At 72.7% G+C, this 7,991-nt stretch carries 7 protein-coding genes and 2 pseudogenes; 3 read left to right on the top strand and 6 right to left on the bottom strand.

Annotation, left to right across the window (positions count from 1 at the left end; all coding sequences use genetic code 11):
• Positions 1–67 precede the first annotated feature (67 nt).
• From ACWCO3_RS27725 to ACWCO3_RS27750, 6 genes are read right to left on the bottom strand one after another with little or no spacing between them, the layout of a single operon-like run.
• Entirely contained in the window at positions 68–472 is a 405-nt protein-coding gene (locus ACWCO3_RS27725; RefSeq protein ID WP_088989433.1) for a cupin domain-containing protein, read from the bottom strand.
• Positions 465–1,220 carry an SRPBCC family protein gene (locus ACWCO3_RS27730; protein WP_145781503.1) on the bottom strand — a complete coding sequence of 252 codons (756 nt, stop codon included), beginning with the start codon at positions 1,218–1,220 and terminating at the stop codon, positions 465–467. The genes ACWCO3_RS27725 and ACWCO3_RS27730 overlap by 8 nt, the downstream gene beginning before the upstream one ends.
• Positions 1,217–2,659: an acetyl-CoA carboxylase biotin carboxylase subunit gene (locus tag ACWCO3_RS27735; protein ID WP_145781501.1), complete on the bottom strand. Its 1,443-nt coding sequence runs from the start codon at positions 2,657–2,659 to the stop codon at positions 1,217–1,219. The genes ACWCO3_RS27730 and ACWCO3_RS27735 overlap by 4 nt, the downstream gene beginning before the upstream one ends.
• A gap of 19 nt (positions 2,660–2,678) precedes the next feature.
• Entirely contained in the window at positions 2,679–3,182 is a 504-nt protein-coding gene (accB, locus tag ACWCO3_RS27740; RefSeq protein ID WP_358164075.1) for an acetyl-CoA carboxylase biotin carboxyl carrier protein, read from the bottom strand.
• A 17-nt stretch (positions 3,183–3,199) separates the two neighbouring features.
• Positions 3,200–4,942 carry an acetyl-CoA carboxylase carboxyltransferase subunit alpha gene (locus ACWCO3_RS27745; protein WP_450012830.1) on the bottom strand — a complete coding sequence of 581 codons (1,743 nt, stop codon included), beginning with the start codon at positions 4,940–4,942 and terminating at the stop codon, positions 3,200–3,202.
• Positions 4,939–5,277 (bottom strand): TcmI family type II polyketide cyclase, encoded by a 339-nt coding sequence (locus tag ACWCO3_RS27750; RefSeq protein ID WP_354880505.1) that lies wholly within the window; start codon positions 5,275–5,277, stop codon positions 4,939–4,941. Before ACWCO3_RS27750 ends, ACWCO3_RS27745 begins: the two co-directional genes overlap by 4 nt.
• 445 nt (positions 5,278–5,722) lie before the next feature.
• On the opposite strand from ACWCO3_RS27750, the gene ACWCO3_RS27755 reads away from it, so the two are divergent.
• From ACWCO3_RS27755 to ACWCO3_RS27765, 3 genes and pseudogenes are all read left to right on the top strand, one after another.
• Positions 5,723–6,520 carry an AfsR/SARP family transcriptional regulator gene (locus tag ACWCO3_RS27755; protein WP_358163800.1) on the top strand — a complete coding sequence of 266 codons (798 nt, stop codon included), beginning with the start codon at positions 5,723–5,725 and terminating at the stop codon, positions 6,518–6,520.
• Between the two features lie 91 nt (positions 6,521–6,611).
• A pseudogene (locus tag ACWCO3_RS27760) lies at positions 6,612–6,953 on the top strand (TcmI family type II polyketide cyclase); the annotation flags it as partial.
• A 97-nt stretch (positions 6,954–7,050) separates the two neighbouring features.
• Positions 7,051–7,911: pseudogene (locus tag ACWCO3_RS27765) on the top strand (FAD-dependent oxidoreductase); the annotation flags it as partial.
• Positions 7,912–7,991 lie beyond the last annotated feature (80 nt).

Raw genomic sequence — 7,991 nt, forward strand, 5'->3', positions numbered from 1 at the left:
GCGCCTGGTCATCGCGTCACCTCTGTTCGCGACTGCGGGGCTCGCAAAACCGGCTCACTCCTCGCGCTCACGATCCGCCCCGCTGTTCGACCAACTCGGTGTCGACGTGCCCCAACTCGGGGCGCGGGGCGAGCGGACCCAGGTGGAAGACCACCTCGGCCGGCTCGACGCCGGTGTTGCGCAGCCGGTGCCGCACGTTCACCGGAACGAACAGGCCCTCGCCGGTGGCCAGCAGCGTCGGCTGGTCGTCCAGGTCGACGGTGATCGCGCCGCGGACCAGGTACAGGAACTCCTCGCTGTACGGGTGGTAGTGCTCGGCGATCCGCTCCCCCGGCGCGAGGGTGGCCACCCCGAGGAACCCCGAGGTGCTGCCGACGGTGCGGGGGCCCAGCAGCACCCGCAGTTCACCACCGCGCCGCCGGTCGGCGGGTACGTCCCGGGCGGCGACCGGCCGGGTGCTCAGGTCACTCATCGTCGGCCTCCGTCGACTCGTCGCCGGCCGCCGGGTAGCCCTGGTCGGCGCGTTGCCGGGCGATCCGCTCCACCCGGTCCTTGATCACTGCGAGTTGGATGACGCTGTTGGTGTTGATCCGCTCGGTCATCGCGGCGTTGTCGACGGGTGCTGTCGGCTTCATGGCGAAGTCCTGCGTCCAGGTCATCCGGGTGCCGCCGTCCTCCTCGGTGTAGCGCCAGTGGATCCGCATGTACTCGAACGGCCCGGTCTCCACCCGGTGCGCCCGCACCTGGCGGCTCACCGGGTCGGAGGTGCGTTCACTGACCCAGCTCCAGGACACCCCGTTCTCGTCGGGGTACATGGTGAGCCGGAACCGCACCGTGTGCCCGTCGCGGTGCAGGATCTCCACCACGGCGTACTCGGTGAACAGCTCGGTCCAGTTCGCCACGTCGTTGGTGACCTCCCAGACCACCGCGAGCGGTGCGTCGATGACCACGCTGTTCTCGGTGTGCCCGGGCGGGTCGGCGCGGTTGGCGACCAGGTCGGCCACCGCCGGGATGCTCAGGTGCCCGGCCTGCTCGGGGATGCTCACCTGCCACCTGTCGGCGACGACCGCGGAGAGTTCCAGCAGGGCGAGTGAGTCCATGCCCAGCTCCTCCAGCGACGCGGCGGGCGCCCGGGCCGCGGCGTCGGCGTCCAGCCCGCAGTGCGCCACCAGGATGTCGGTGATCTCGGCGGTCATCGGGCGACCATGGGTGACGGTCATCGGGTCCTCCTGTTGGGTACGTCGGGCGTCGCGGCGGACGCGGGGCGCGGTGCGGGGGTGGCCGTCGGCCGCTGTGCGGGCGCCGCACCGGGCACACCGAGCAGACGGTCGACCAGGCCCGTGGTGTAGCGGCCTTTGCGGAATGCGGCGTCGTCGAGCACCCGCCGGACGAACGGGATGGTGGTGTGCACACCCGGGCCGGCGATGTCGAACTCGTCGAGGGCGCGTTCCAGCCGGTTGAGGGCCAACTCCCGGTCGGGTGCCCAGACGATGACCTTCGCCAGCAGGGAGTCGTACCAGGGGCCGATCACGTAGCCGGCGCTGGCGTGGGTGTCCACCCGGGTGAACGGGCCGCCGGGTGGGGTGAAACGGTCCAACCGGCCGGGGGTGGGCGCGAAGCCACGCCCGGGGTCCTCGGTGTTGACCCGGCACTCCACCGCGACGCCGCGCAGGCGGATCTCCTCCTGCCGCCAGCGCAGCGGCACGCCGGCGGCGATGTGCAGCTGCTCGTGCACCAGGTCGATCCCGGTGATCATCTCGGTCACCGGATGCTCGACCTGGATCCGGCAGTTAATCTCCAGAAAGTGGAACTGTTCCTCGGCGTCGACAAGGAACTCCAGCGTGCCGGCACCGACGAAACCGACCTCGAGCGCACCCCGCAGCGCCGTCTCGGCGATGGTGTCGAGGACGGCGGCGGGCAGCGCCGGGGCGGGCGCCTCCTCCACCAGCTTCTGGTGCCGGCGTTGCACCGAGCAGTCCCGGGTGCCCAGGTGCACCCCGTTCCCGTGGGAGTCGCAGAGCACCTGCACCTCGACGTGCCGAGCCTCGGTGAGGTAGCGCTCGACGTACACCCGGTCGTCGCCGAAGGCGGCCTGCGCGGCGGCCCGGGTCCGGGTGTACGCCCGGCGCAGCTCGCCCGGGGTGCGGACCACTGTCATCCCCCGGCCGCCGCCCCCGGCGGCGGCCTTCACGATCACCGGGTAGCCGACGGCCTCGGCGATCTCGGCGGCCGCGGCGGCGGTCGGCACCGGTGCGACGCTGCCCGGCGACAGCGGCAGGCCGGCGCGGCTCATCAGGGCCCGCGCGGAGGACTTGTCGGCCAACGCGGCCATCACCGCCGGCGGCGGGCCGATGAAGGTCAGCCCGTTGTCCGCGCAGATCTCGGCGAAGTCGGCGTCCTCGGAGAGGAAACCGTAGCCGGGGTGCACGGCCTGCGCGCCCACCTGTCGGGCCGCCTCCACGATGGCGGCGGCGTTGAGGTAGCTGCGCCGGCTCGACGCGGGCCCGATCCGGATCGCCTGGTCGGCGTGACGGACCGCCGCCGAGTCGGCGTCGGCGGCGGAGTAGACGACGGCCGTCCGTACGCCCAGCTCCCGGCAGGCGCGCAGCACCCGCAGCGCGATCTCGCCACGGTTGGCGATCAGCACGGTCTCGAACATCGTCAGGCACCCCGCGCTGTCACGCCGGGTCCAGTTCGACCAGCGGCTGGTCGTACTCCACCGACTGGCCGTCCTCGACGAGGATCGCGACCACCCGACCGGCGCGGTCGGCGGTCACCTCGTTCATCAGCTTCATCGCCTCGACGATGGCGACCGGCTGGCCGGGCCGGACCAGGTCCCCCACCGTGACGAACGGGGTCGCACCCGGTTCCGGCGACCGGTAGAAGGTGCCGACGATCGGCGCCCGCACCGCGGCGCGGCCGGGCGCCGACGGTGGGGTCGACGCCGGCGGTGGGCCGGGCACCGGCGGCGCCTCCACCATGGCCGGCGAAGAGGGTACGTCAGATCGGGTCACGTTCTCCGGATGCCACTCGACCTCGAGGACGGCCGGCCCGCTGCGCAGCCGGATCCGGCGCACCGGCCCGGTCAGCTCGGCGATCAGGTGCTGCGCCTGCCGACGCAGTCCGGCCAGTGCCTCCTCCTCGCCGACCTCGGTGTCCTCGGGTGCCTCGACTGTCGACACCGCCCCGTTCTCGGCGCTCACCGGACACCTGCCCGCTGACCGGCACGGGTCGCGCCGAACCGCCGGAACCGTTGCCGGCGGAGGCGGACCAGCATGGCCGGCGGCACGTCGAGCAGCGGCAGCAGATTCGCCAGCAGGGCGGCCCGCAACCGCAGCGCGGTCTCCGCCGGGTCGTCGTGCGCGGCGGCGGGCGGCTCCGGCACGACCTCGTCGACCACGCCGAGCCGGCGCAGGTCGGGGGCGCTCAGCCGCAGCGCCCGGGCGGCCTGCGGAGCCGCCGACCGGTCCGGCCACAGGATCGCCGCACAGCCCTCGGGGCTGATCACCGAGTAGACGGCGTTCTCCAGCATCAGCACCCGGTCGGCGACGGCGAGGGCCAGCGCGCCGCCGCTGCCGCCCTCTCCGGTGATGACCGCGAGCACGGGGGTGGGCAGCACGGTGAGGGCGAGGATGTTCTCCGCGATGGCCGCCGCCTGGCCGTGTTCCTCGGCGCTCACCCCCGGGTCGGCGCCGGGGGTGTCCACCAGGGTCACCACCGGTAGGCCGAGCCGGGCGGCCAGGCGCATCAACCGCAGCGCCTTGCGATGTCCGGCCGGGCTGGCCATGCCGAAGTTGCGGGCCACCAGTTCGGCGGTGGTGTGCCCCTTCTGGTGTCCGATGACCATCACGTGTCGGCCGGCCAGCCGGGCCACGCCCCCCACGATGGCCGGGCAGTCCGCGCCGAGCCGGTCGCCGTGCAGCTCCACGAAGCCGTCGAAGACGGAGTCGAGGTAGTCCAGTGTGGTCGGCCGGCCGGGGTGCCGGGCCATCCGCACGGTGTCCCACGCGTCGCGTACCGCCGCGGTTCCGTCCGCTGCCGGGGTTGCCGGCGGCCGCGCCGCGGCGGCGTCGTCGTCGGCGAGGCGCTCGCGGTGCGACGCCGGCTCCTGCCGGGGTACGGATGGGCGGGTCGGAGCGCCGGCGTGGGTCGCGGCGAGCAGCGCCACCAGGCGTCCGCGCAGTGACCGGCGCTGCACCACCATGTCGACCTGCCCGTGTCGGAGCAGGAAGTCGGCGGTCTGGAAGCCCTCCGGCAACGCCCGGCCGGTCACCTGACGGATCACCCGGGGGCCGGCGAAACCCATCCGCGCGCCGCTCTCGGCGAGCACCAGATCGGTGTTGGTGGCGAACGACGCGGCCACCCCACCGTAGGTCGGGTCAGTCAGGACGCTCACCGTGAGCAGACCCGCCTCGCGCAGCGCGGCGATGGCCTGGCTGACGGTGGCCATCTGCATCAACGACAGCGCGCCCTCCTGCATCCGCGCTCCACCGGAGGCGGTCACCAGGACGAGCGGGATGCGCTCGTCGAGCGCCCGCTCGGCGGTCCGGGTGATCAGCTCACCGACGGCGCAACCCAGGCTGCCACCGAGGAAACGGAAGTCCATCACCGCCATCGCGACCGGGTGTCCGCCGATGGTGGCCGTGGCACAGACGACGGCTTCGACAAGGCCGGTGCTGGCCCGCGCGGCGGTGAGCCGGTGCGGGTACGGCACCACGTCGACGAAGTCGATCGGGTCCGCCTCCGGCAGCCGGTCGGCCAGTGGGCGCAGCGATCCGGGGTCGACGAGTTGGCGCAGGCGTTCCGGTGCCCCGAGTCGGGCGTGCTCCCCGCACTCCGGGCAGACGTCCAGGTTGCGGCGTAACCGTTTGCGGTAGAGCAGGCTGGCGCAGCCGGCGCAGCGGGACCAGAGCTGCTCCTCGCGCGGCGCGGTGGCCGTCACGACCGCCCTCCGGTGTCCGGGGCGTCGAACCGGTAGAAGCACTGCGCCATGGCGTCACGCGGTGAGCGCCAGGTCGACAGGTACGGCGAGACGTACGGGCGCAGGCGGTCGCTGACCCGGATGAACTCAGGGTGGCCACGGGCGGCCTCGACCGCGCCCTCCGTCGACTGCTCGGTCTCCAGCAGGTGCACGTAGAGGTCGTGCAGGCGGTACAGCGAGCGGTGCCGGACGCCGACCAGGCGCGGCAGCTCCGTCGCGTCCGACTCGGCGAAGATCTCGGCGACGCGCTCCGCAGCGGCCGGATCCACCTTCGCGACGATCAGCGATCGGTCCATACTGGGCCTCCCCCCACGGCGTCCGGCCGGCAACGGGTGGTCCCCGGACGCGCTGGACGACTGCCCACACGATGCGGCAGTCCTCGTCACGGCGGCGTCACCAGGCAGGGCCCACCGTGGACGCACCTTCGTGACGCTGCGTTGACGCAAGCTGTGCATCAGCTATGTGTCAGCCATACGCCACGCCCTCGATCGATCTGATGTTTGCGCAGTTCAGAACCGATCTCAGGTTGACTGTCGCCAATAGAAGGTCCACGCCGACATTGACGCAACGTGACCGTTATTGATAATCTTCACGGTGGTCAGCCCGGCGGCCTCGGCGGGTGGGGGCCGCGCCCGGCAGCCGGGGTCGCGCCTCCACCGATGGGGTCGACAGAGGCGTCACGGGCAGCCGATCCAGGACGCAGCAGACAGTCGGGACGAGCGTTCCGCAGGGGGTGCCGCCGTGACCGCTGATCCGACCGTGCCAACCGCCGGAGGCCCGCCCGAGGAGGGCGTGTCGCTCCACCTGCTCGGCGGCTTCCGACTGCTGCGCGACTCCGCGCCGATCGTGGTGCCGCGCGGGCTGCAACGGGTGATCGCGCTGATCGGGCTGCGCCCCGGCGCCACCCGCAGCCAGCTCGCCGGGCTGCTCTGGCCCGACGCGTCGGAGGAACGGGCGCTGTCCTCCCTGCGTACCGCGCTGTGGCGGCTCCGCCAGGACCCGTGCTGCCCGATGACCGTGGCCGGCGACACCGTACGGCTCGACCCGGCGGTCCGGCTCGACGTCGACGACCTGGTCGGCACCGCGGCCCGGGTCCGCGACGGCGACGACCCGAGCACCGCCGCCGGGGCGCTCGCCGCCGGACGGCACGACCTCCTCCCCGGGTGGTACGACGACTGGGTGCTGCTGGACCGGGAGAGGCTGCGCCAACTCCGCCTGCACATGCTGGAACAGCTGGCCGGGCAACACCTCACTGCGGGGCGGCACGGCGAGGCCCTCGAAGCCGCGCTGGAGGCGATGGCGGCCGAGCCGTTACGGGAGACTCCGCACCGGCTGGTCGTCCGCATCCACCTGGCCGAGGGCAACGCCTTCGAAGCCGTGCACGCCTTCTACGTCTACCGGGACCTGCTGCGCAGGGAGTTGCGCCTGGAGCCCAGTCCGGCGATGAGCGCCCTGCTCGACGACACGCTCGCCCCGATCCGCCAGGCCAGCCGGGAAGCCGTCGCCGGTCGCCCGTCACCGGCCGGGCGGCGTACGTGACGGTGACGTGACAGTCGCTGCGGCACGGTGGGCGCACAGAGCACGTGGCGCCGATCCGAGGGTCGGAAAGGCCACCGGCGGAAGGGGTCCCATGAGTCGTCTACTGATCGTCAGCCGGATCATCCCGGGCGCGGAGGGGCGGGTCGCGCAGATCTTCGCCGAATCCGACGCCACCGAGCTGCCCGGCCTGACCGGTGTCACGCACCGGTCCCTGTACTGCCTGCACGACCTGTGCGTACACGTGATGGAAACATCGGACGTCGACCCGGACGCCCTGGCTGCGGCCCGTAACCACCCGCTCTTCCAGCAGGTCAACGAGCGGCTGTCCGCGCACACGTCGCCGTACCTGCCGACCTGGCGTTCCCCACGGGACGCGATCGCCGGCTGCTTCTACCGGTGGGACGCCACCGACGCGCCAGCGGCGCGCCCAGCCAACACCGACGCGCTCACAGCGCGCCCAACCAGCACCGACGTGCCAACGGCACGGCCAGCCAACACCGACGCGCCAGCGGCGCACCCGGCTGGTTGACATGTCCGGCGCGCCACCGCACGTCCTGATCATCGGCGCCGGCACCGGCGGGCTGTGCCTGGCGCACGGCCTGCGCCGGGCCGGGATGACAGTCGCCGTGTACGAACGGCACCGCGACCGCGCCGACGGGCTGCTCGGCTACCGGGTCGGCATCGGCCCGACCGGCAGCCGAGCACTGCGCGAGTGCCTGTCGCCAGAGCTGTTCGCCACCTTCCTCGCGACCTGCGCCCGACCGCCGCACTACTTCAACGTGGTCACCCAGGGGCTACGTCAGACCGCGTCATTCCCCCTGCGGCCGAACGCCGACCCCGTGCACACCGAACACTCGGTGGCCCGGATGGTGCTGCGCCACGTACTGCTCACCGGCCTCGACGACGTGGTGCACTTCGACAAGACCTTCACCCGGTATGAGCAACGCGACGACGGCACTGTCACCGCGCACTTCTCCGACGGCACGACCGCCACCGGGGACCTTCTGGTCGGGGCCGACGGCACGCACTCGGCGGTACGGCGGCAGTACCTTCCGCACGCCGTCACCCGCGACGCCGGCACCATCAACATCGCCACCCGCATCCCACTGACCGCGCACACCCGCGGCCTCGTCCCCGAGCGCGTCGGTCAGGGCATCTCCCTGATCTTCGGCGTCGGCGGCATCATGGGCGTCCTGCATGTCATGGAGTTCAAGTGGGACGCCACGCGGGCCGTCAAACCCGGCGTCAGCGACACGGACGCCGCCCTGCTGAAGAACTGGCCCGGCCTGTCGCAGGACACCACCACCGACAACATCAACCTGATCATCTGGAGTACGGCCCGCCGGTTCCCTACCGACGTGATGGAGCGTCGCGGGGAGGACCTCGTCCAGCCCCGTCGAAGGCGGTGTACGCGGCACCGCGCATCAGCTCGGCCGCCTGGTCGATGAACGCCGCGGCGCGCGGCTGGGAG

The sequence above is a fragment of the Micromonospora sp. NPDC002411 genome (genome assembly GCF_053592955.1).

Bases quoted from the DNA above. Each gene is read 5' to 3' on its own strand.
- ACWCO3_RS27725 (WP_088989433.1), bottom strand. From the start codon at position 472: ATGAGTGACCTGAGCACCCGGCCGGTCGCCGCCCGGGACGTACCCGCC.
- ACWCO3_RS27730 (WP_145781503.1), bottom strand. From the start codon at position 1,220: ATGACCGTCACCCATGGTCGCCCGATGACCGCCGAGATCACCGACATC.
- ACWCO3_RS27735 (WP_145781501.1), bottom strand. From the start codon at position 2,659: ATGTTCGAGACCGTGCTGATCGCCAACCGTGGCGAGATCGCGCTGCGG.
- ACWCO3_RS27750 (WP_354880505.1), bottom strand. From the start codon at position 5,277: ATGGACCGATCGCTGATCGTCGCGAAGGTGGATCCGGCCGCTGCGGAG.